The organism is Paraburkholderia aromaticivorans, assembly GCF_002278075.1.
Taxonomy (GTDB): domain Bacteria; phylum Pseudomonadota; class Gammaproteobacteria; order Burkholderiales; family Burkholderiaceae; genus Paraburkholderia; species Paraburkholderia aromaticivorans.
Genome location: NZ_CP022990.1, coordinates 2722244 through 2743163 on the forward strand (window position 1 = coordinate 2722244; position 20920 = coordinate 2743163).

Consider the following 20920-nt stretch of genomic DNA (forward strand, 5'->3'; position numbering starts at 1 on the left):
GATGCATGACATCGACGATATGTTCGCTCAACCGTTTCGAGGACCCCGTCGTGATCAAAAAGCCCATGTTGCGCCCGCTTGCCGCTGTTCTGATCCTCGGCGTCGCGAATCTCGCGCCCGCAGGTTTGACGTCCGCGTTTGCCGCCGCCGGCAAGATTACCTTCGTCTCGCAAGGCGGAACCTATCAGGAAGCGCAGACCAAGGCGATTCTCGACCCGGCCGCGAAGCTGCTCAATATCACCGTGAACCAGGACAGCATTCCTGACGCGTGGCCGCAGATCAAAGCCCAGGCCGCCACCGGCAAGCCGATCTGGGACGTGGTCGACACGCCGACCTCCAACTGCCTGCGCGGCGGCAAGGAAGGACTGCTGGAAAAGCTCGACTTCTCGAAGATCCCGAATGGCGCGGCCATGCCGGAGAAATACCGGACGCCGTACTCGGTCGCGTACGAGTTCTATTCGACGGTGATCGGCTACAACAAGAAGACGTTGAAGAAGGTGCCGCAGAGCTGGGCCGATTTCTGGAACGTGAAGGCGTTCCCCGGCACCCGTGCGCTGCGCAACGATCCGCAGACCGTGCTCGAAGCGGCGCTGCTCGCCGACGGCGTGCCGCGCGACAAACTCTATCCTCTCGACGTCGATCGCGCGTTTAAGAAGCTGCAGCAGATCAAGCCGGACGTGACCGTCTGGTGGACCTCGGGTGGCCAGTCAGCGCAATTGCTGCACGACGGCGAGGTCGATATGACGATGATCTGGAACGGCCGCGCGAGCGCGGTGCGCAAGGACAATCCCGATGTCGATTTCACGTACAACGACGGCATTCTGCAAAACACGCAGTTGTGCGTGCTGAAGAACGCGCCCAATCTGCCCGACGCGATCAAGTTCATCAACGCCGCGGTCTCGCCGGAGTTGCAGGCCAACTTGCCGCTCTATATCGACTACGGGCCGGGCAATCCGGCGGCATTCAAGACGGGCAAGATCGATGCGAAGCGCGCGAGCGAGTTGCCGAGCTCGCCGGAGAATGCGTCGAAGCAGGCGCTGATGTCGGAGGAATGGTGGGCGTCGGATGCCGGCGTTCAGGCGAAAGCGCGCTGGCTCAAGTTCATGCAGTAAGCCCAGCGTCTTCTTGTGCGCGTCGTGTGCGGGACCCGAGGCCGTTGCACGCCAGGATCCCGCCGCGTTCGACTCCCGGCGCATTTTCGCGCGTCCCGCACGGCTTAACGTCTGCGCATTCCCAACGTGATCGACTATCTGATTCTCGGCGGCGGCTCGGCCGGCTGCGTGCTCGCCGCGCGCCTGTCCGAGGACGCCGGCAAGACCGTCTGCCTCGTCGAGGCGGGCCGCAATATCTCGCGGACGGACATGCCCGCGGCGGTGCGCAGCCGCTATCCCGGCCGCGCCTATCTCGACACCGCGAACATCTGGCAGCGGCTGAAAGCACGCATGAGCACGTCGAGCGCGACGCGCCGTTACGAGCAGGCACGCCTGCTCGGCGGCGGCTCGGCGATCAACGCGCTGATGGCCAATCGCGGCGCGCCGGCCGACTACGACGAATGGCACGCACTCGGCGCGCACGGCTGGCATTGGAGCGCCTGCCTGCCGTACTTCCGCAAGCTCGAAACCGATTGCGATTTCAGCGGCGCGCTGCATGGCGAGAGCGGGCCGGTGCGCATCCAGCGCACGCCGTGGACGCGCATCTCGCCATTCGTGCGCGCCGTGCTCGCCACGCTCGACGCGCGCGGCCACACGCGGCGTGACGACCAGAACGGCGAGTGGCGGGACGGCACGTTCATTGGCGCGATCGCTGTGAGCGAAGCGGGCGAGCGGATCCCGACTTCGGTCTGCTATCTCGACGACGCCGTGCGAGCGCGCCCGAATCTCACGATCCGCACGCAAACGCTGGTCGAACGCGTGCTGTTCGACGGCAAGCAGGTGATCGGCGCGCGCGTCATTGGTGAGGACGGCCGGAGCGAAGCGTTGCGCGCGAAACATGTGATCGTTTGCTCGGGCGCGATCCACAGTCCGGCGCTTCTGATGCGAAGCGGCATCGGCCCCGCTGCCGAACTCGCCGCGCTGGGTATCGAGGTGGTGGCGGATCGAGGCGGTGTCGGCGGCAATCTGATGGAGCATCCGTCGATTGCGGTGTCGGCGGTTCTGCCGCGCGCGGCCCGCGCGTTATATCCCGACGAGCATCACGAGCAGGCCATCGTGCGCTTTTCGTCCGGCGTGAGCGGGGCGTTGCCCGGCGACATGCATGGCGCGATTCTCTCGCGTTCGGGCTGGCATTCGGTCGGCCTGCGGCTCGGCACGATCTTCTTCTGGGTGAACAAGTCGTACTCGCGCGGCCGTGTGACGCTCGCGTCGGCCGATCCGCGCGACGAGCCCGCTGTCGACTTCAACATGCTCTCCGACGCACGCGATCTCGAACGCCTCAAGCTCGCGCTGCGCTTCGGCGCCCGCACGCTTGCCGATCCGATGATGGCGCGGCACCGCACCACGCTGCTGCCGTCGAGCTATTCACCGCGCGTCGCGAGCGTGGCGGTGCCGGGGGCGTGGAATGCATTGCAGCGCGGTCTGCTGAGCGCGCTGCTGGACCTCGCCGGGCCGTTGCGGGCATGGCTGGTGCGGCGTGTGGTCACGCAAGGTGTGACGCTCGACGCACTGCTCGCCGACGATCACGCGTTGACGCGATTCGTGACCCGCTCGGTGGGCGGCACCTGGCATCCGTCGGGAACCTGCCGCATGGGCGCCGCCGACGATGCGTTCGCGGTATGCGACGCGCGCGGCGCGGTCTATGGCGTCAGCGGACTTTATGTGTGCGACGCGTCGCTAATGCCGTCGATACCGTGTGCGAACACGAATGTGCCAACCATCATGATCGCGGAGCGTATCGCGGATATGTTGCGCGGCCGTGCCTGAGTGCGATGCCGGGCCGCCGCATGGCAACGTGGCGACCCGGCAAGCGGTAAGCGCTAAGTGATGAGCGGCCAGCCGGACCCAGCAGGGCCCGCGCAAGCTCAGTCGCCAAACCCCACGATCCCCTTCACTTCGAGAAACGCCTCGAGCCCCCATTCCGCGTATTCGCGGCCGTTGCCCGACTGCTTGTAGCCGCCGAACGGCGAGCCCGCATCCCACGACGGATAGTTCAGATACACGCTGCCCGCGCGGAGCCTGAACGCCACGCGCCGCGCACGCTCCAGATCGGCGGATTGAACGTAGGCCGCGAGCCCGAACGGACTGTCGTTGGCAATCGCGATCGCGTCTTCCTCATCGCGGTACGGCATGATCGCGAGTACCGGGCCGAAAATTTCTTCACGCGCGATCGTCATGGCAGGGCGCACATCGGCGAACACGGTCGGTTGCACGTAATAGCCGCGTTCCAGACCCGGCGGGCGGCCGAGGCCACCCGTCACGACATGCGCGCCTTCGTCGATGCCCGCCGCAATCAGCCGCTCCACGCGCTCGAACTGCACGCCGCTGACAACCGGACCCATGGTCGTGCGCTCGTGGTCGGCCGGGCCGACGCGCTGCGCTTGCGCCGCGCGCCGCGCGATCGCCACCGCTTCATCATGGCGCGCCGCGGGCACGAGCATGCGCGTGGGCGCGTTGCACGACTGGCCGCTGTTGTTGAAGCACGAGTTCACGCCCGCCGTGACAGCCGCTTCGAAATCGACGTCGTCCAGCAGAATGTTCGCGGACTTGCCGCCCAGTTCCTGATGCACACGCTTGACGGTCGGCGCCGCGAGCTTCGCAATCTCGACCCCCGCGCGTGTCGAACCGGTGAACGACACCATATCGACATCGGGATGCGCGGCGAGCGCCGCGCCGACAGTCGGGCCGTCGCCGTTGACGAGATTGAAGACGCCCGGCGGCACGCCCGCCGCGTCGAGTATCTCCGCGAAAAGCAACGCATTGAGTGGCGTGACTTCGCTGGGCTTGAGCACCATCGTGCAACCCGCCGCGATGGCGGGTGCGGCCTTGCAGACGATCTGATTGATCGGCCAGTTCCACGGCGTGATGAGCGCGACCACGCCGACGGGTTCGTGATTGACGAGCGTGGTCCCCTTTCTGCGCTGCCATGCGAAGGTTTCGCACGTGCGGATCAGCTCTTCGAGATGCCGCCGCCCGATGCCCGCCTGCCACGCACGCGCCATCGCGCGTGGCGCGCCGAGTTCGCGTGAGATGGTGTCGCCCATTTCATCCTGACGTTCGAGAAACACTTCGAGAATGCGGCGGATCAATGCGAGGCGCTCGGCCGGCGTGGTCTGCGAGAACGACACGAATGCGCGTTTCGCGGCGGCGACCGCGCGATCGGCATCGGCGGGCGTACCCATCGCCACTTCCGCGAAGGCTTGCTCGGTGCAAGGATCGACCACGGCGCGGCGCGCGTTGCCCGACGGCTCGACCCAGGCGCCGTCGATATAGAACTTCAGTGCATTGATCATGTTATTGCTGTTGTCAGAGAAAAGTTAGGCGCGCGCCGCGCCGGAGCGGCGGCTTACCACGACGATCATCACGAGGCACAGCGTGAGCGCCGTGAGCATCGTGCTGATCGCGGCAATGGTCGGATCGATCTCGTCGCGCAGCGTCACGAACATGCGGCGCGTCAGCGTCTGGTTCGAACCGCCCGACACGAACAGCGCGACCACCGTTTCGTCGAGCGCCTGAATGAACACGAACACCGCGCCCGAAATCACGCTGGCCTTGATCTGCGGCAGCGTCACCGTCATGAAGCTGCGAAAACGATTCATGCCGAGGCTGCGCGCAACCATTTCCTGCGTGCGGTCGAAGGTGCGCAGATCGGCGCCGACCGAAATCAGCACATACGGCAGCCCGAGCATCGTATCGGCGAGAATCAGGCCGCCAAGCGTATTCACGTAGCCCGCCTGAGAGTACACGAAGAACACGCCTACCGCGACGATGATGATCGGCACCATCAGCGGCAGCATCAGCAGCGTGCGCAGATAGCGCATGATCCAGTGGCTGCCGTTCTGGATCGCGTACGCGGCGGCCACGCCGAGCGGCGTGGCAATCAGCGCGGCGCAAATCGAAGCGGTGAGCGTGGTGCGCGCGGCGTCGATCCAGGCGGGGTTGTCGAAGAACGCGTGATACCAGCGCAGCGAGTAGGCGGGCGGCGGGAAGGTCATGAAGCGCGTGTCGGAGAACGACAGCGGCACCACGATTAGCACCGGCACCATCAGGAACAGCAGGATCAGCACGACGCTCGCGCCGAGGACGATGCGTCCGAACGGGAGTTTGTTCATTTCGCGCCCAGGGTCTTTTCGAGTGGCACCACGCGGCTCGCCGCATAGAAAATCGCGAACACGCAGATCAGCAGCACGACGCTCACCGCGCTCGCCGCGCCCCAGCTGTTGTAGATCTCGACATTGCGGCTCACGACCATCGACACCATGATCGACTTGCCGCCGCCCATCAGTTCGGGCGTGATGTAGAAGCCGAGGCACAGCACGAACACGAGCGTGACGCCCGCGAACACGCCGCTCATCGAGAGCGGCAGGAACACCCGCAGGAACACGTGCAGCGGCGAGCCGCCGAGGCTCGCGCCGGCTTGCGAGAGATTCGCCGGGATCTTCTGCATCGCCGAATAGAGCGGCAGCACCATGAACGGCAGCAGGATATGCACCATCGCGACGATCGTGCCGAACTGGTTGTAGGCGAGTTGCACCGGCCGGTCCACGAGACCCGACGCGATCAGCGCCTTGTTGACCAGACCCGTGCGTTGCAGCAGCACGAGCCACGCGTAGGTGCGCACGAGTACGCTGGTCCAGAACGGCAGGATCACCATGCCGAGCACGAGCGCGCTCAGTTTGGGCGGCAACGCGGCGGCGAAGTAGGCGACCGGATAGCCCAGCAGCAGCGTGATGACGGTCACGACGATGCTCAGCTTGAAGGTCAGCAGAAAGGTTTCGAGGTAAGCGCCGGTGAACATGCGCCGGTAGTTCTCGAGCGTGAAGCCGTCGTGATAGATGGACTGCCACGACAGCCACGCAAGCGGCACGACCAGCAGCACGACGATCACGAGGAGCGCCGGCGTCATCAGGAGAAGCATCGTGCGATCCTCACGGCGCTGATAGCGCACGGCGGGATCGGACTCGGTGGCCTGCATCAAGGTGGTTCCCTGGAGCATCCGTTTGGCGGTTGTCATCATGCACCTACGGCGTCGAGAAACTGATACCACGCCGCGACGAGTCTCACACCCGGCGCGCGCAGCGAATGAAAGGGCACGGGCCGCAGGCCGGGCGCGCCGAGCAGCGAGAGCTCGGGCGTTTCGCCGAGCGCGAGCGCGGCGGCATGCTGGCCGAGCAGGCTCGCCATCGCGACCCCTGCTCCGTTATACCCCAGACAAAAGGTCGTGGCGTCGTCGCTGCGTCCCACATGCGGCAGCGAATTGAACGTCATGCCCACATAGCCCGACCAGCGGTATTCCACGCGCAGGTCCGCGAGATCGGGAAAGAGCGCGATCATCGCGCGCCGCAGCGCTTCGAAGCCGGTGGTCTGGCCTTCCTTGCCGAACGCGTCGCGTCCGCCGAACAGCATGCGGCCGTCCACTTTGCGGAACCACTTCATCATGCGCCGGGTTTCGGTGTAGCTGCGGCGCTCGACCATCAGGCGCGCATCGAGCTCGGCGGGCAGGCGCTCGGTGGCGATCATCGCGCTGCGAAACGGTACGAGTTCGCGCTGATACGCAGCGGTCGCCGTGGTGAGGTCCGAATATGCATTGGTCGCGACAATGACCTGCCTCGCGCGCACCGTGCCGCCGGGCGTGCGCAGCGTCACGCGCGTCTCGCCGGACGCGCGTTGCATCTGCTGCACCGGCGTCGATTCGTAGATCGGCACGCCGCGCAGCGTGAGGCCGCGCGCCAGTCCGCGCACATATTCGAGCGGCAGGATCGTGCCGGCGTCCGCGCTCAGCACGCCGCCGACAAAGCCCTTCGAACCGGTCTCGTGCTCGATGCCCGCGCGCGAGAGCGCGGTCATCGTGGTATCGCCGAGTTGCGTGCGCACCCAGTCGGCTTCGGCGCGAATCGCGGCCAATGCCGCTTCGGTGTGAGCGCAGCGCAAGCTGCCGGTCGGTTCGAAACGGGCGCGCGCCAGCTGGAACTCGTCGACCAGCGCTTCGACGACCCGCACGCCTTCATGCGCGAGACGATGCATGCGCTTCGCGGTGTCGAGGCCGTGCAACCTGTCGATGGTGGGAAACGACAGTCTGAACTTCGACGACACCACGCCGCCGTTGCGGCCGCTCGCGCCCCAGCCGACCGGGTTCGCATCGACCACCACGCAGTCCACGCCGCGCTTTTGCAGCGCATAAGCGGCGGCAAGACCCGAGTAGCCCGCGCCGATCACGGCGACTTGGGTGTCCAGATCGCGCGCGAGCGGCGCGCCGGTGCTCACGGCCGCGCCCGCGTCGGGCGAGGCGGCAGCGAGCGCTTGCCAGAGCGAGTCGGGCTGGGGCATGGGGCGTGCCGTCGGCGCGAGCATCGGATCAGGCGGCCAGACGTGCTTCGGCTTCGACGGCGTCGGCGAGCGCGCCGAGCGTCGCGAACTTGAAGGTCGGCGTGGTCACGGCTTCCGGCACCGGCGTGGCGCCGAAACCCTTCGCGCCCTGACGGCGTTCGATCCAGCAGGTCGCGTAGCCGAGCTTCGTGGCGATGCCGATGTCGTGATACTGGCTTTGCGCGGTGTGCAGGATCTCGCCGAACTTGTAGCCGAACGCCGCCTGACGGCCGCGGTTGTACGCGAAGAATTGCGGGTCGGGCTTGGCGACGCCGGTTTCGTCGCAGCAGACGGTGTCGTCGAACGGATCGCCGAGCGTGTGTGCGTAGGCCGAAAGCGCCACGCGGTCCGCGTTCGTCATGGCCACCAGGCGGAAGTGCTTGCGCAGACGCTTGAGCGCGGCCACCGAATCCGCGAACGCCGGCCATTCGAGCACGTCGCGCTGGAAGGCGGCGGCCGATTGCGCGTCGTCGGGCAGGCCGAGTTCTTTCGCGAGCGAGAGATAGACGTTCGCCATTTCGTGGCTCGAACGGCCCGGATAGGTGGCGCGGCCGCGCATGTACGGCTCGAAGATCTGGTCGTCGGTCAGGTCCTTCGCCGCCGGGCCGCCAATGCGCCGCACGGAGGCGAGCACGCCGCGCTCGAAGTCGATGAGTGTGCCGACGACGTCGAACGTCAGGACCTTGAAATCGGTGAGCTTCATGAAATCATCCTTTTGCAATGTGCGGTAAGTCGGAGAGGGAGTGCCCCACGCGTGGGCGGAGAAAATCAGGCGGGCACGACGATCGTGTCCTGCGGGTCGAGCATCACGCTCATCGGTGCGCCCGGTTGCGGAATGCGGCGGCGCGCGTCGTAGCCGCCGGGTTGCCGCAGACTGATCGCGGTGCCGTCGGCGAGTTCGGCGAACACGCGCAGGCTCTCGCCCTGGTACAGCACCTCGGTGACGCGGCACGACAGACGGTTCACGCCGTCATGCCGGCCGTCGCCGCCGTCGATCACGAGCTTTTCGGTCTGTACCGCGAGCAGCAGTTTGTTGCCGTGCGGCAGCGGATGCGCGGTGCGCAGCACGGTATCGCCGAGACGCACGGCGTCGTCGCCGGCGCGCGTCACGTCGAGCAGCGTCGCCTCGCCGATGAAACTCGCCACGAACGCATCGCACGGTCGGTCGTAGAGCCGCTCGGGCGTGTCGATCTGCACCAGCCGGCCGTTCTTCAGCACGGCCACGCGGTCGCTCATGGTGAGCGCCTCGCGCTGATCGTGCGTCACATAGACGATCGTCGCGCCGAGCTTGCGATGCAGCCGCCGCAGTTCGATCTGCATGGTTTCGCGCAGTTGCTTGTCGAGCGCGGAGAGCGGCTCGTCCATCAGGATCAGTTGCGGTTCGAACACCATCGCGCGGGCGAGCGCCACGCGCTGGCGCTGGCCGCCGGACAGTTGGCCGATGCCGCGGCTTTCGTAACCGGAGAGTTCGACCATCGCGAGCGCGTCGGCGACTTTCTTCGCCCACGTCGCTTTCGGCAGACGGCGCGCGCGCAACGGAAACGCCACGTTCTCCCCCACCGTCATATGCGGAAACAGCGCGTAGTTCTGAAACACGATGCCGATGTCGCGTTTATGCGGCGGCGCAAATGTAATGTCGCGTTCGCCGACCCAGACCGCGCCCGAACTCGGCTGCACGAAGCCGCCGAGAATGCCGAGCAGGGTGGTCTTGCCCGAGCCCGAGGGGCCGAGCAGCGAGACGAATTCGCCGGGGGCGATGTCGAGCGAAATGTCGTCGAGAGCCACTACATGGCCATAACGTTTCGCTGCCGATCGGATCGAAACACCTGTTTTCGCTCGTGCGTCCATTGCGTTCTGTCTCGCTGAAGAGGCCTGCGTCAGGGAAAATATAGGCCGTGCCATTTTTGGCGGCAATTCCCAAATTGTTGGAGAAGGCATAACATCAGGTCATGCCCAACCTTCGCAAGAAACTGCCGAGCGCCAATGCGCTGTTCGTGTTCGAAGCCGCCGCGCGCTGCGGCAACTTCACGCGCGCGGCGCAGGAGTTATATGTGAGCCAGCCCGCGGTGAGCCGCATGCTGGCGCGCATGGAAGACCACCTCGGCGTGCGGCTGTTCGAGCGCGTGCGCGGCGGCATCGAGTTGACCGAGAACGGCAAGATCCTTTACCGGAAGATCTCCGAGGGCTTCAACGGCATTGAAGGCGCCATCCGCGAGATCGAGGCGCGCGCCACCGGCGTCGAGTCGGTCACGCTGTCGGTGTCCACGGCCTTCACCACGCACTGGCTGATGCCGCGCATGAACCGGCTGAATCAGGCGTTTCCGAACGTCGACTTGCGGTTTCAGCTGATCTCGGGGCGCATCGGCGGGCCGCTCGTCGACGTGGACCTCGGCATGCGCTTTCGGCGTGAGGACGAGATCGGCGAGCACAGCGTGCTGGTCATGCCGGAGACGCTGCTGCCGGTGTGCAACCGGCGTTATCACGAGACCGCGGCCACCGAGGCGGGGCGCGCGCATGGCGACACGGTGATCGTCATGGACGACGGCGAACGCGGCTGGCATGAGCGCTTCGAAGCGTTCGCCGCACACGGGCGGCACGCCGCGAGCATGCTGAGCTTCAACGACTACGCGATCGTCGTGCAGGCCGCGTTGCTCGGCCAGGGGGTCGCGCTCGGCTGGCTCAACGTGGTGTCGCACTGGCTGCTGGAAGGCGCGCTCCAGCCGGCCGAACAGGAGCTGATCGTCACGAACCGGCGCTGCTGTCTGGTATGGCCGGAGAGCCGCCCACTGCGGCCGGCCGCGGCCGACGTGCGCGACTGGATCATCGAGGAAACGCGCGCCGATGTGCGCGCGGTCGATCGCGCCTATCCGAAGCTCGGCTTGCGGCGCTCGCTGAGCGAGGCGGGATTGGCGATAGGGTAGGGCGCGTTCATCCACTTTCAGGTGGATCGCTGCAGCGTGCAACGCGCTGCCGCCGCCGCCGGTTACCGACGTCATTAATCGGTCACGAACCTCACGCAGTATTACCGGCGGCCTTCAATCGGCCAACGAGCCGCGGGCCGGCCCCTTTCACGTCTTTCACCCAGCCACGCGGGCGCGGCGCCCATGGACGACGCTGGGCGCCCGGTCCGTCGATAACAAGCATTCCACTCAGGGAGACACCGTGTCTCGTTCAAGAATCCTTGCTCTGACGGCGATCGCTTCGGCGCTGTTCGTCACGACCGTCGCGCACGCCGGCGTCGATCTCATCGCGGTCGGTCAATTAAGCGGCCTTACCGGCGATCTGTCGAAGGAAACCGCCGCGCCGCTGGAGAACGGCGTGGCGGGCAATCTGCTCGGCGGCCTCGGTTCAGGCATCGCTTACGCGGGATGCCACACGTTTGTCGCCGTGCCGGACCGCGGCCCGAATGCCGTGTCGTATAACGCCGCAATCGACGACACCGCCTCGTATATCAACCGTTTCCAGACCCTGCGCCTGCGCCTGAAACCCGGCGCGGCGGGCGCCTCGCTGCCGTACACGATGACGCCGGCCCTGCTCGCCACCACGCTGCTCCACACCAGCGACACGCTGGTCTACGGCACGGGCGCCGCCGCGGGCGTGCCCAACGGCGCACCGGCGCTCAACCGCCGCAATCGCACCCACTACTTCACCGGCCGCTCGGACAACTTCGATCCGGCACACCTGTCCACGGACGACCGCGACGCGCGCTTCGATCCGGAAAGCGTGCGTGTGAGCAACGACGGCCAGAGCGTCTTCATCTCGGATGAGTACGGCCCTTACGTCTACCGTTTCGATCGCCGCAGCGGCCGTCGCATCGACACGTACAAGCTGCCGGACGCGTTCGCGGTCGCCACGCTGAGCTCGGTCGGCAACGACGAAATATCGCAGAACACCGCGGGCCGCGTCGCCAATAAGGGCATGGAAGGTCTCGCGATCTCGCCGGACGGCAACACGCTGTTCGGCGCGATGCAAAGCCCGCTGATCCAGGATGGCGGCACGAACGGCGGGTATACGCGCATCGTCAGGATCGACGTGCGCACCGGCAGGACGACCCAGTTCGCGTATCCGCTGACGAACATCGGCACGGCGGCCAAGCCCAAGTATCCGACCATCAGCGACGTGCTCGCCGTCAACGATCACGAACTGCTGATGGACGAGCGGGACGGCAAGGGGCTGGGCGACGATTCGACGGCCGCGTTCAAGAAGGTGTTCCATATCGACCTGAACGGCGCTCAGGACGTGAGCAACGCGAGCGGCGAGGCCGGCCTCGCGCCTTACGCGGTGCAGAAGACGCTGTTTCTGGATGTGGTCGCCACGCTCGTCGCGCACGGCTACAACGCGAACGATATTCCGGCGAAGCTGGAGGGTCTCGCGTTCGGTCCGGATGTCGTGGTCGGCGGCGTGAAAAAGCACACGCTGTTTGTGGCCAACGACAACGACTTTCTGGGCACGATCACCGATACCCACCATCCGGCCGGCATCGCGAACCCGAATCAGTTTTTCGCCTTCGCGTGGGACCCGAGCGACTTGCCGGCGTATGTTGCGCAAAAACTGCCCGGCGTGGATGACGCGCATCACGGCGATCACCGCCGTGACCACGGCGAGTCGGGGGAGACGTGCGGTCCTGATCGCGACGACGATCATTGAGCCGCCGACGCGCGCCGGTTAGCGCCCCGCGCGCGTTGAAGCCACAGTCGCGGGGCCGGCTTCTACCGGCGCCGCCGCATTGAGCTAGGCGTCAGCGCCTTGCGCGACGATCAGATCGAGCGAGCCGGCAAGGATCGATCTAGCGAGTTCAGGGTCGTCGACGGCACGCGCCAGCGTCACCGCGCCGACGATGGTCGCGACGATCCCGAGCGCCAGATTTTCGCTGTCGCCCGCCAAGGTCTGCGCGATTCGCGATGCCAGCGTGTGCACATATTGCGTCAGCCGCTCGCGCACTTCCGGCGCCGCGTGGCGTGCCTCGCCGGCAAGCGCGCACAACGCGCAGCCGGTGCCCGGATTTCTGATGTGTTTCTCGCTGAGGAACATCTCGGCAATCGTGCGCAACGGTTCCTTGTTTGCAGACCCGTTCGCATTCGCCGCCGCGAGTGTGGCGGCGATCCGTTTCTCGCTCTGCGCGACCGCGTATTCCAGCGCCTCGACGATCAGCGCGTCACGCGACTCGAAGTGGCCGTAAAACGCGCCATGCGTGAGACCCGCGCGCCGCATGCAGTCCGCCACGCCGAGCGCCTCGATCCCGTCTTCCCGAATCTGCCGCGCCGCGGTTTCCAGCACACGCTGACGGCTTTCTGCTTTTTGCGCCTGCGAGTAGCCCATTTCCGTCCCCCCTCTTGACAATCTGCATGACGGGCATAATACTGAAAATGTGCATGATGATCAACATGCAGATTGCTGGATGACGGCATCTTTCGCGGATGCCCGTTTGCGGCGGCGCCGATGGGCCGCTTAACCGTTACCGGCGTCGCACGGCCGTGATTTCCGGCCCGTTGGCGGCGCGCTGAAGGAGAGAGATGATGCGTTTCAATGGAAAAACCGCGTTGATTACCGGCGGAAATAGCGGCATTGGTTTCGTCACGGCCAAGCGGCTGATTGCCGAAGGCGCGCAGGTGGTGATCACCGGCCGCGACAGTGCGAAGCTGGATCAGGCCGTGTCCGAACTCGGCGAAAACGCGCTGGGCGTGCAGGCCAATCTGGATAACGAAGCGGATATCGGCGCGCTGTTCGAACAGATCAAGAGCCGGTTCGGGTCGCTGGATATCGTGTTCGCCAACGCCGGGATCTCCGGTCCGACGCCGCTCGGCGGCACCACGGCCGCGGCGTTCGAGGCCATTCTTCGCACCAATCTGACGGCGGTCTTTCTGACGGTGCAAGCCGCATTGCCGTTGATGGGCGAGGGTGGCGCGGTCGTGTTGAACGGTTCGGTGATGCGCGAACTCGGTTCGCCGGGCTCGGCGGCGTATTCGGCCACCAAGGCCGGCATCACAGGCATGGCGAAGGTCTTCGCATCGGAACTGGTGCAGCGCGGCATTCGCGTGAATACCGTGATCCCCGGCGGCACGCGCACGCCGATCTGGACTCGCGGCGCACGCGCGGGCGCCACGCTCGACGGAACCGAGCAGGCGCTGGCTCCGCGCGTGCCGATGGCGCGCCTCGCCGCGCCGGAAGAAGTCGCGGCAGCGGTGCTGTTCCTGGCTTCCGGCGACGCCTCGGGAATGACCGGCGCGGAGATCGTGGTGGATGGCGGCACGACTGGCGCACCGTGGGGCGCGCCGATTTTCCGTCAGGGTTGAGGCAACGTCGCAGGTGAGTCGCCGCGCCGCACGATTAATCGGCGGCGTGGCCGGGGCTCAATACGCGCCGCTCACCAGATTCGTCGGCGCACCGCTCACGAAGTTCTCGATGTTGTCCATCAACTGATTCGCCAAACTCTGCTGTGCCTCATCCGACGCCCATGCCACATGCGGCGTCAGAATCACGTTTGGCCGGCTGGCCGCGCGCAGTAGCGGGTTGTCGTCGGCGGGCGGCTCGCCCGCGGTCACGTCGAAACCCGCGCCGCTGATCAGCTCTTCGTCGAGCGCCTGCACGAGCGCGGCTTCATCCACGAGGCCGCCGCGCGCCGTGTTGATGATCAGCGGCCGGCGCTTCATCGCGCGAAACTCGGGCATGGCGAGCATGTTGCGCGTGTGCGGCGTGAGCGGGCTGTGCACGGTGATGATGTCGCTGCTCGCGAGCACCTCGTCCCATGGCGTGTAAAGCGGGCCGAGACCTTCGCGGCCCTTGTGCGCGGCGAACATCGGCTGCATGCCGAAGGCTTTGCCCAACTCCGCCACGCGCTGCCCAAGCACCCCTTCGCCGATGATGCCCAGGCGCGCACCGGCCAGATCGTGGATAGCGTGCGTGAAGAAACAGAATTGCCCGGATTTTTGCCACTCGCCGGCGAGCACATCGTCGCGATAGGCGACCAGATTGCGCCGCAGCGCGAGGATCAGCGCGAACGTATGCTCGGGCACCGTGTTGATCGCATAGCCGCGAATGTTGCTCACGGCAATGCCGAGCCGCTGGGCGGCCGCCTTGTCGACGCAGTCCGTGCCGGTCGCGGCCACCGCGACGAGTTTCAGCGCCGGCAATTGCTCCAGCACCTCACTTGTCAGCGGCACTTTGTTGGTGATCGCGATCGACGCGCCGGCGAGCCGCTCGAGCAATTGATCCGGAGTGGTGCGCTCGTGCTCGATCAACTGATGCTCGAAGCGCGGCTCGCGCAGCACGATCTGCGGCGCGAGGGTCGCGCGGTCCAGAAAAACGATCTTATGCATGGTTAGGTATCCGATAATTTACAGATGCCGCTTCGCTTCAGCGACGATATGCTGCGCGGTGATGCCGAAATGCTCGTACAGCGTCTCCGCCGAGGCGGACGCGCCGAAGCCCGTCATGCCGACAAAGCCGCCGCGTTCGCCGAGATAGCGGTCCCAGCCGAAACGCAACGCCGCTTCCACGCCGATTCGCACGGTGCCCGAGCCGAGCACCGCGGCGCGATAGGCGTCGTCCTGTTCGTCGAAAATCTCCCAGCACGGCATGGACACGACTGCTGTCGCAATGCCCTCGTCCTGCAACTGGCGGCGTGCCTGCAAGGTCAGCGCGACTTCGGAGCCGGTTGCGAGCAGCGTCACGGCGCGCGCTCCGCCTTCGGCCTCGGCCAGCACGTAGGCGCCGCGTTGCGACAACGGTTCGGCGCTATGTGCGTGGCGCACCAGCGGCAGCGCCTGGCGCGCGAACACCAGCGTGCTCGGCCCGCGCCGATGCCCGAGCGCGAGCGCCCAGCACTCTGCGGCCTCGACGGCATCGGCGGGACGCAGCACGCGCATGTTCGGCATCGCGCGCAGCGAGGCGAGAATCTCGACGGGCTGATGCGTCGGACCGTTCTTGCCGACGCCGATCGAATCGTGACTGAATACGAAGTGCACCGGCAGGCCCATCAGCGCGGCCATGCGCATGGCGGGGCGCTGATAGTCCGAGAACGCCAGATAGGTGACGCTCGTCGCGATCACGCCGCCATGCGCCGCCATGCCGTTGGCCATCGCGCCCATCAGGTGTTCGCGCACGCCGCAGTGGACGTAGGCGCCGCTGCGGTCGGCGGCGGTGAAGGCGTGCAACTGGCGCTTATGGCCCGTCGGCGCTTCGAGATCGGCGCAGCCGACCATGCGTTCCGGCAACAGCGGCGCGAGCAGATCGCTGATCTCGCCCGAGACGGTGATGCCGGGCTGCGGCTCGTCACGCTCCACGGCGCGTTTGCGGTAGTCGTCCAGCACGCCGCGCCAGCCAGGCGGCAGGTGGCCTGAAAGAACCCGTTCGAACTCGTCCCGCTGTGCGGCTGGCAAGGCGGCGAGACGTTCGTGCCATGCGTAATACTGCCGCTCGCTGCGCCGTCCTGCCGCGCGCCATGCGTCGAGAGTCTGCGCGGGTATCTCGAACGGCGCGTGCGGCCAGCCGAGCGCGTCGCGCGCCGCGTCGGCGTCCGCCTGAAACAGCTTGCCGCTATGGCCGCCGCGCTGTCCCTGCAGACGCGCAATCCCGCGGCCGATCACGGTCCTGCACGCGATCATCGACGGGCGCGGGTCCGCGCGGGCGATCGTCAGCGCGGCCGACACCGCTTCGAGATCGTGCCCGTCGACTTCGACGACATGCCAGCCGCCCACGCGAAAGCGCGCGCAGACATCCTCGCTGATCGAGAGGGACGTGCTGCCGTCGTCGGTGATCTGGTTGTCGTCCCAGCAGAGAATCAGCTTGCCCAGTTGCAGATGCCCGGCGAGCGAAATCATCTCCTGGCCAATGCCTTCCTGCAGACAGCCGTCGCCGACGAACGCATAGGTGTAGTGGTCGACGAGGTCGCTGCCGAATTTCGCCGCGAGATACGTTTCGGCGATGGCCATGCCGAACGCGTTGGCGATCCCCTGGCCGAGCGGGCCGGTGGTGGCCTCGATACCGTGCGCCGGCTCGAACTCGGGATGGCCGGCGCAATGCGAGCCGAGCTCGCGGAAGGTCTTGATCTGCTCGAGTCCGATGGCGTCATAGCCGGTCAGATACAACAGCGAATAGAGCAGCAGCGAGCCGTGGCCGTTCGACAGCACGAAGCGGTCGCGATCAGGCCAGGTCGGATCGGCGGGATTGAACTTCAGGTGACGGGTGAAGAGCGCGGTGGCGATTTCGGCCATGCCGAGCGGCACGCCCTGGTGGCCTTCGCCGGCACGCAGAATCGCGTCGATCGAAAGGAAGCGGATCGCGTCGGCCAACGGCAAGGGCGCGGCCTGAGTGACGGCGGGCACGTCGGCGGCGGGCGCCATGCGCGGCAACGGCGTGATTGATGCGGGCGAAGCGTTCGGTGCGGCAGACGGGGCTTCGGTGGTGGACATGGCAAAAGGCTCCTCTACGCCGCTGCGTCATGCGCAGCGGGCGGCAATAGACAAATCTGACGAACCGGCCCGACGTTGCGGGCGGAAGGACATCGCGCGAGGCGGCGCATGCCTCGCGCTTCACGGATCAACGGCTCAATGCAGGAAGCCCGTCGAAATCCACGGTACGGCGGCCACGATGATCAGGCCGACCATCAACGCGGCGATGTAGCCGAGAATCGGCTTCATGCCTTCGTCGGGATGGATGCGGCTCACCGCGCACGCGGAGTAGTAGCCCACGCCGAACGGCGGCGCGAAGAGGCCCACACCCATCGAGAGGATCACGACCATCGCGTAATGCACGTCGTGGATATGCATGGCGCGCGCGATCGGGAACATCAGCGGGCCGAACAGCACGATGGCCGGAATGCCTTCGAGCACGCTGCCGAGAATCACGAACACGCAGATCGAGGCCGCCATGAACATTGCCGCACCGCCCGGCAAGGCGCCCAGGGTCTGCGCGAGCTGGCCCGAGAAGCCGGATTGCGTCAACGCCCACGCCATCGCGGTGGCCGAGCCGATGATCAGCAGGATCGCGCCTGACAATGTGGCCGTGTCGATCAGCATCGGCTTCAGGCGTTTCCACTCGAAACGGCGATAGATCAGCAGGCCGGCCAGCACCGCATACGCAATGCCGATGGTGGAGACTTCGGTCGCCGTCGCGATGCCTTCGACCACCGCCGCGCGAATCACGAACGGCAGGGCGAGCGCCGGAAACGCGATCACCAGTTTGCGCAGAATCTCGCCGCGCGTTGCACGTTTGACGTTCGACATGTCCTCGCGCCGATAACGCCACTGCACGACGATGCACAGCGTAATCGCCAGCACGATGCCCGGCAGCATGCCGCCCGTGAAGAGCGCCGAGATCGACACGCCGGTCACCGAGCCGAGCGTGATCAGCACGAGGCTCGGCGGAATCGTTTCGGTCTGCGCGCCGGTCGCGGCGAGCAGCGCGACCAGGTCGCCCGGTTTCGCCCCACGCGCTTTCATCTCCGGAAACAGCACCGGAGCGACCGCCGCCATGTCGGCGGCTTTCGATCCCGAGATGCCGGACACCAGATACATGGCGCCGACCAGCACGTACGAAAGGCCGCCGCGAACGTGACCCAGCAGGCTCGCGAGAAACGCGATCATTGCCGCGGCCATGCCGGTCATTTCGATCAACTGGCCGAGGAACACGAAGAGCGGCACGGACAGCAGGATCAGATGCGACATGCCTTCGTCCATCCGGCCGACCACCACCGGCATCGGTGTGTTCGTGGTCAGCGCGAGATAGCCGAAGGTCGCGAGTCCGAACGAGAACGCGATGGGCACGCCGCTCAGCACGCCGAGCGCCACGAGGCCGACGAAGAAGATCAGCAGGTTCACATTGCCGAGCTCACGCAGCACCGGCCCGAGCGCGATGAAGGCGCCGACCAGCGCGCCGACTGTTGCGAGCGCACCCAGTACGAGACGCCAGTCGCCGAGGCGCGCGAGCCGCACCACGGCGACCAGCAGCATCAGCGCCGAGCCGATCGGCAGCGCGGCGGCGCGCCACGAATTCGACAGTTCGAGCGCGGGGGTGGTGATGAACGACTCGTCCTGCGCGAAGCTGATCGCCGGGCCGATCACCATCGCGAGAAACGCGATGGGCGCGGCGATCGCCACCACGTCGAGAAACGCGCGCACACCCGGCGGCGCCATTCCGACCAGCGCCGTCATGCGCATATGCTCGCCGCGCCGCAACGCGATCACGGCGCCGAGCATGGCGAGCCAGAGGAACAGCATGGAGGCGAGCTCGTCGGACCAGACGAGCGGCGCGTGCAGGATATAGCGGCTCGCCACGCCGGCCAGCAGCACGACGATTTCCGCCAGCACGAGCAAGGCGGCGGGAATTTCCACCAGGTGCCCGAGCGCTGAATCGAGCGCACAGGCGAAGCGGTGCTGCCGCTCGTGCGAATAAGAGATCGAGATCATCGCATCACCCCAGTTTTCCGACGGACTTCTCCAGCAGACCCCAGGCTTCGTCGCCGTATTTGCTCTTCCAGTCGTGGTAGAAGCTCGTCTTGGCCAGCGCGCCGCGGAATGCCTCGCGATCCACGTCGATGAAGGCAATGCCCTTGGTTTTCAGATCGTCGCGCAACGAGCTGCTCAGCTTCGCGATGTCCGCGCGTTGCAGCATCGCGGCCTTTTCGAATTCGCGCGTGACGATGGCGCGGATATCCGCGGGCAGCCGTTCCCACGCGGCGCGGTTGCCGAGAATCCAGTAGCCGTCCCACACATGCGAGGTGAGGCTGATGTACTTCTGCACTTCGTAGAGCTTGGCCGTGGCGATGATCGGCAGCGGATTTTCCTGGCCTTCCACCACGCCCGTTTGCAAGGCCGAATACAGCTCGTTGAAGTTGATCGGCGCGGGGCCCGCGTCGAGCGCCTTGAATAGCGACGTCAGCATCGGCGCTTGCGGCACGCGGATCTTGAAGCCTTTCAGGTCGGCCGGCGTGCGCAACGCGCGGGTGGACGAACTGATTTGCCGGAAGCCGTTGTCCCACACCTTGCTGACCGACACGATGCCGGATTTGGCGATCTGCGCGCGGATGTAATTGCCGAGCTCGCCGTCCATGGCTTTCCACACGGCGTCGTAGTCCTTGAACGCGAAACCGGTGTTGACGATGCCCGCGGCCGGCGTGAGCGTCGCGAGAATCGACGAGGCCTGGTTGAAGAACTCCACGCCGCCGTTGCGCACCTGCGAGAGCAGGTCTGTGTCGGAGCCCAACTGGTTCTGCGGGAACAGCTTGATGTCGAGGCGGCCGTTGGTCGCTTCGCGAATGTGGTTGATGGCTTCCTGGGCGCGGATATTCACCGGGTGAGTCGGATCCTGGCCGGTGGCGAGCTTGTACGAAAACTCGGGCGCCGCCATGGCGCGCCGCGAGATGCTCCACAAAGGCACCGCTGCGGACAAGGTGGCGCCGGCTTTCAGAAAAGTGCGGCGGCTGATGCCCTGCGGGGCGTTCGAACGGGTAGTCATGGTGTCTTCCTCCAATATGGCGTGTCGTTATGGTTATGCTGGAATCTCGAGCGCGGCGGCCGCACGTGTTATGCGCCGCGCCCGTTTGCCTGGTACTGCTCGGTCTCCATCGCCGCCGCCGGCCTTCTGCCAGACGGCCCGTCCTGCCGGAGCCGATCAGCCGTGAATCAGCATGCCGCCGTTCACGTCGATCACCGCGCCGGTGATATACGACGACAGGTCCGACGCGAGGAACAGGAATGCGCCGGCCACGTCGTCGGGCACGCCGAGACGATTCAGCGGAATGCCCGCGAGAATCTCGACGCGCTTGTCGTCGCTGATCTTGCCGGCGTTGATGTCGGTCTGAATCAGGCCCGGTGTCACGCAGTTCACGCGAATGCCGTCGTTGCCGAGTTCGCGCGCCATCGCTTTCGCCAGGCCGAGCACGCCGGCTTTGGCCGCCGAATAATGCGGGCCGCCGAGAATCCCGCCGCCGCGCTGCGCCGACACCGACGACATGCAGCCGATCGAGCCGCTCTTCTGCTTCTTCATTTGCGGCACGACCGCTTGCGACAGATACAGCACGCCGCGCAGGTTGACGTCCAGAATGCGGTCCCAGCTTTGCGGGTCGATATCGAGCAGCTTGGCCGCCTGGGTGATGCCGGCGTTATTGATCAGGATATCGATCGAACCGAAATCGGCCACGGTACGTTCAACAGCGGCCTGACAGGCAGCGCGGTCGGTGACATTGCACACATAGCCGCGATGCTCCGGGCCGATCGAAGCGGCGGCTTCTACGGCGGCTTTTTCGTCGAGATCGAAAATGGCGATGCGCGCGCCATGAGCGGCGAATTTGCGCGCGGTCGCCATACCGATGCCGCGCGGCGAGGCGCCGCCGGAAATGACGGCGACCTTGCCGTCGAGAAGACGTGACTCTGACATGATGCGGATCTCCTGAAAGTAATGCTTAT

At 66.1% G+C, this 20920-nt stretch carries 17 protein-coding genes; 5 read left to right on the top strand and 12 right to left on the bottom strand.

Translation table 11 applies throughout. The features are described 5' to 3' along the window. Positions 1-50: 50 nt before the first annotated feature. Positions 51-1112 carry an ABC transporter substrate-binding protein gene (locus tag CJU94_RS31760; RefSeq protein ID WP_208645387.1) on the top strand — a complete coding sequence of 354 codons (1062 nt, stop codon included), beginning with the start codon at positions 51-53 and terminating at the stop codon, positions 1110-1112. A gap of 126 nt (positions 1113-1238) precedes the next feature. Beyond that, entirely contained in the window at positions 1239-2918 is a 1680-nt protein-coding gene (locus CJU94_RS31765; RefSeq protein ID WP_095422487.1) for a GMC family oxidoreductase, read from the top strand. A gap of 98 nt (positions 2919-3016) precedes the next feature. On the opposite strand, the gene CJU94_RS31770 is transcribed toward CJU94_RS31765, so the two are convergent. The 6 genes from CJU94_RS31770 to CJU94_RS31795 form a co-directional block, all read right to left on the bottom strand. Continuing rightward, complete coding sequence (locus CJU94_RS31770; protein ID WP_095422488.1) at positions 3017-4444, bottom strand: aldehyde dehydrogenase family protein; 1428 nt, start codon at positions 4442-4444, stop codon at positions 3017-3019. 24 nt (positions 4445-4468) lie between these two features. Next, the gene (locus tag CJU94_RS31775; RefSeq protein WP_095422489.1) at positions 4469-5263 is read right to left on the bottom strand and encodes an ABC transporter permease; all 795 of its coding nucleotides are present in this window, start codon (positions 5261-5263) and stop codon (positions 4469-4471) included. After that, positions 5260-6168, bottom strand: a complete 909-nt coding sequence (locus CJU94_RS31780) for an ABC transporter permease (RefSeq protein WP_095422490.1) — start codon at positions 6166-6168, stop codon at positions 5260-5262. The genes CJU94_RS31775 and CJU94_RS31780 overlap by 4 nt, the downstream gene beginning before the upstream one ends. Further along, a complete protein-coding gene (locus CJU94_RS31785) occupies positions 6165-7502 on the bottom strand; it encodes an NAD(P)/FAD-dependent oxidoreductase (RefSeq protein ID WP_095422491.1) in 1338 nt (445 codons plus the stop codon). The genes CJU94_RS31780 and CJU94_RS31785 overlap by 4 nt, the downstream gene beginning before the upstream one ends. A gap of 4 nt (positions 7503-7506) precedes the next feature. Then, positions 7507-8220, bottom strand: coding sequence for an HAD-IA family hydrolase (locus tag CJU94_RS31790; protein ID WP_095422492.1), 714 nt, complete (start codon positions 8218-8220; stop codon positions 7507-7509). A gap of 65 nt (positions 8221-8285) precedes the next feature. After that, positions 8286-9365 (bottom strand): ABC transporter ATP-binding protein, encoded by a 1080-nt coding sequence (locus CJU94_RS31795; protein ID WP_095422493.1) that lies wholly within the window; start codon positions 9363-9365, stop codon positions 8286-8288. Positions 9366-9466: 101 nt separating this feature from the next. Here CJU94_RS31795 and CJU94_RS31800 point away from each other — a divergent pair, with 101 nt between their 5' ends. Both CJU94_RS31800 and CJU94_RS31805 read left to right on the top strand, forming a co-directional pair. Then, complete coding sequence (locus tag CJU94_RS31800; RefSeq protein WP_095422494.1) at positions 9467-10438, top strand: LysR substrate-binding domain-containing protein; 972 nt, start codon at positions 9467-9469, stop codon at positions 10436-10438. Positions 10439-10679: 241 nt separating this feature from the next. Then, positions 10680-12164: an esterase-like activity of phytase family protein gene (locus CJU94_RS31805; RefSeq protein ID WP_095422495.1), complete on the top strand. Its 1485-nt coding sequence runs from the start codon at positions 10680-10682 to the stop codon at positions 12162-12164. Positions 12165-12248: 84 nt separating this feature from the next. Here the strand turns inward: CJU94_RS31805 and CJU94_RS31810 are convergent, their stop codons facing one another. Then, complete coding sequence (locus CJU94_RS31810; protein WP_095422496.1) at positions 12249-12836, bottom strand: TetR/AcrR family transcriptional regulator; 588 nt, start codon at positions 12834-12836, stop codon at positions 12249-12251. A gap of 197 nt (positions 12837-13033) precedes the next feature. On the opposite strand from CJU94_RS31810, the gene CJU94_RS31815 reads away from it, so the two are divergent. Continuing rightward, positions 13034-13810 (top strand): SDR family NAD(P)-dependent oxidoreductase, encoded by a 777-nt coding sequence (locus tag CJU94_RS31815; protein ID WP_095422888.1) that lies wholly within the window; start codon positions 13034-13036, stop codon positions 13808-13810. A 57-nt stretch (positions 13811-13867) separates the two neighbouring features. Here the strand turns inward: CJU94_RS31815 and CJU94_RS31820 are convergent, their stop codons facing one another. From CJU94_RS31820 to CJU94_RS31840, 5 genes are all read right to left on the bottom strand, one after another. Beyond that, the gene (locus CJU94_RS31820) at positions 13868-14833 is read right to left on the bottom strand and encodes a D-2-hydroxyacid dehydrogenase (protein ID WP_095422497.1); all 966 of its coding nucleotides are present in this window, start codon (positions 14831-14833) and stop codon (positions 13868-13870) included. A gap of 18 nt (positions 14834-14851) precedes the next feature. After that, positions 14852-16858 carry a transketolase gene (gene tkt / locus CJU94_RS31825; protein ID WP_095422889.1) on the bottom strand — a complete coding sequence of 669 codons (2007 nt, stop codon included), beginning with the start codon at positions 16856-16858 and terminating at the stop codon, positions 14852-14854. A 204-nt stretch (positions 16859-17062) separates the two neighbouring features. After that, positions 17063-18922: a TRAP transporter large permease gene (locus CJU94_RS31830; RefSeq protein ID WP_095422498.1), complete on the bottom strand. Its 1860-nt coding sequence runs from the start codon at positions 18920-18922 to the stop codon at positions 17063-17065. 4 nt (positions 18923-18926) lie between these two features. After that, positions 18927-19970, bottom strand: coding sequence for a TRAP transporter substrate-binding protein (locus CJU94_RS31835; protein ID WP_095422499.1), 1044 nt, complete (start codon positions 19968-19970; stop codon positions 18927-18929). A 156-nt stretch (positions 19971-20126) separates the two neighbouring features. Beyond that, entirely contained in the window at positions 20127-20891 is a 765-nt protein-coding gene (locus CJU94_RS31840; protein WP_095422500.1) for an SDR family NAD(P)-dependent oxidoreductase, read from the bottom strand. Positions 20892-20920 lie beyond the last annotated feature (29 nt).

Excerpts from the sequence above, each read along its gene's own strand:
- CJU94_RS31770 (WP_095422488.1), bottom strand. The coding sequence starts at position 4,444 with ATGATCAATGCACTGAAGTTCTATATCGACGGCGCCTGGGTCGAGCCG.
- CJU94_RS31775 (WP_095422489.1), bottom strand. The coding sequence starts at position 5,263 with ATGAACAAACTCCCGTTCGGACGCATCGTCCTCGGCGCGAGCGTCGTG.
- CJU94_RS31780 (WP_095422490.1), bottom strand. The coding sequence starts at position 6,168 with ATGATGACAACCGCCAAACGGATGCTCCAGGGAACCACCTTGATGCAG.
- CJU94_RS31785 (WP_095422491.1), bottom strand. The coding sequence starts at position 7,502 with ATGCTCGCGCCGACGGCACGCCCCATGCCCCAGCCCGACTCGCTCTGG.
- CJU94_RS31790 (WP_095422492.1), bottom strand. The coding sequence starts at position 8,220 with ATGAAGCTCACCGATTTCAAGGTCCTGACGTTCGACGTCGTCGGCACA.
- CJU94_RS31795 (WP_095422493.1), bottom strand. The coding sequence starts at position 9,365 with ATGGACGCACGAGCGAAAACAGGTGTTTCGATCCGATCGGCAGCGAAA.
- CJU94_RS31800 (WP_095422494.1), top strand. The coding sequence starts at position 9,467 with ATGCCCAACCTTCGCAAGAAACTGCCGAGCGCCAATGCGCTGTTCGTG.
- CJU94_RS31810 (WP_095422496.1), bottom strand. The coding sequence starts at position 12,836 with ATGGGCTACTCGCAGGCGCAAAAAGCAGAAAGCCGTCAGCGTGTGCTG.
- CJU94_RS31815 (WP_095422888.1), top strand. The coding sequence starts at position 13,034 with ATGCGTTTCAATGGAAAAACCGCGTTGATTACCGGCGGAAATAGCGGC.
- CJU94_RS31820 (WP_095422497.1), bottom strand. The coding sequence starts at position 14,833 with ATGCATAAGATCGTTTTTCTGGACCGCGCGACCCTCGCGCCGCAGATC.
- tkt (WP_095422889.1), bottom strand. The coding sequence starts at position 16,858 with ATGGCGCCCGCCGCCGACGTGCCCGCCGTCACTCAGGCCGCGCCCTTG.
- CJU94_RS31830 (WP_095422498.1), bottom strand. The coding sequence starts at position 18,922 with ATGATCTCGATCTCTTATTCGCACGAGCGGCAGCACCGCTTCGCCTGT.
- CJU94_RS31835 (WP_095422499.1), bottom strand. The coding sequence starts at position 19,970 with ATGACTACCCGTTCGAACGCCCCGCAGGGCATCAGCCGCCGCACTTTT.
- CJU94_RS31840 (WP_095422500.1), bottom strand. The coding sequence starts at position 20,891 with ATGTCAGAGTCACGTCTTCTCGACGGCAAGGTCGCCGTCATTTCCGGC.